Source organism: Vibrio sp. R-1 (assembly GCF_035615595.1).
GTDB classification, from domain to species: domain Bacteria; phylum Pseudomonadota; class Gammaproteobacteria; order Enterobacterales; family Vibrionaceae; genus Vibrio; species Vibrio cholerae.
The window spans coordinates 1-240 of sequence record NZ_WPDC01000368.1 but is presented as its reverse complement, the minus strand read 5'-3'; the positions used below and the strand labels follow the sequence as shown (position 1 = coordinate 240).

General features: G+C 45.4%; 1 protein-coding gene. It reads right to left on the bottom strand.

The window, feature by feature from the left end:
* Positions 1 to 84: 84 nt before the first annotated feature.
* On the bottom strand, positions 85 to 240 hold a 156-nt coding region (locus GOU96_RS18540; RefSeq protein ID WP_000464289.1), incomplete at its 5' end, for a hypothetical protein.

The following is a 240-nucleotide window of genomic DNA, read 5'->3' as shown; positions in this document are numbered from 1 at the left end:
TATTTTCCACTTTACTGTTTATAAAAACAGTGTTAGCCATAAACAAAGCGCCCCTTACGGGGCGCTCTGTGGAGAGATTTTCGGTTACTGCCAATCGAGGATAACTTTGCCGGAAGCCCCGCTGCGCATGATGTCGAAGCCTTTTTGGAAGTCATCCACTTTGAAGTGGTGAGTGATAATTGGGCTGATATCGAGACCCGATTGAATGAGGCTCGCCATCTTATACCAAGTTTCAAACAT